We start from the raw sequence: 738 nt of genomic DNA on the forward strand, positions 1-738 counted from the left end.
CTTTTATGATTGTATTTTCTCTCCTTTTCCCCTTTTTTTTTCTTTTCCTCCCTTTTTCCCTTTTTTTTTTTTTTTTCTTCATTCTTTTTTTACTTTTTATCTTTCTTTTTCTTTTCTTTCTTTTTTCTTTTCTTTTTTTTTTCTTTTTTTTCCAATTTCTTCTTTTTTTTTCTTTTCCTTTTCTTTTTTTCTTTTCCTTATTTTTTCTTTTCTTTTCCCTTTTTTCTTTTTCTTTTTTTTATTTTTTTTTTTTATCCTTTTTTTTTTTTTTTCTACTTTTATTTCTTCTACTTTTTCTTTTTTCCTTTTTTTCTCTCTTCTTTTTTTTTCTTTATACTTTTTTTTCTTTTTTTTCCTTTCTTTCCTCTTTTTTTTCCTTCTTTTTCTTTTTTTCTTTTTCTTTCTTTTTTTTATTTTTTTTTTTTTTCTTTTATTATTCTTTTTTTCCCTTCTCTTTCCCCTACTCTCTCTTTTTCTTTTCCACCTCTCCTTTCTTCTCTTTCTTCTTTTATATTCTTTTTTTCTTCTTTTTCTTTTTTCTTTTTTTTTTTCTTTTCTTTTTCTTCTTTTTTTTTTTCTTTCTTTTCTCTTTCTTTTCATTTTTCCTCTTTTTTATTTTTCTTCTTAAAATCTTCCACTTCTTTCTTCCATTTTTTTTTTTCCCTTTATTTTTCTCATACTCCACAATCTCATTTTTCTCATTTTTTTTTTTTTCTTTTTCTTTTTTTCACTCTTCTT

Annotated in this window: 1 protein-coding gene; it reads right to left on the reverse strand. The window is 21.0% G+C overall.

Going from position 1 to position 738, the window contains the following annotated elements; genetic code table 11:
• Positions 1-96: 96 nt before the first annotated feature.
• On the reverse strand, positions 97-600 hold the full coding sequence (locus tag F3D62_RS13335; protein ID WP_191092630.1) for a hypothetical protein: 504 nt from the start codon (positions 598-600) through the stop codon (positions 97-99).
• Between the last annotated feature and the right edge of the window lie 138 nt (positions 601-738).

The organism is Francisella sp. SYW-9, from assembly GCF_008711465.1.
Lineage (GTDB): Bacteria > Pseudomonadota > Gammaproteobacteria > Francisellales > Francisellaceae > Francisella.

Excerpts from the sequence above, each read along its gene's own strand:
- F3D62_RS13335 (WP_191092630.1), bottom strand. The coding sequence starts at position 600 with ATGAAAAGAAAGAGAAAAGAAAGAAAAAAAAAAAGAAGAAAAAGAAAA.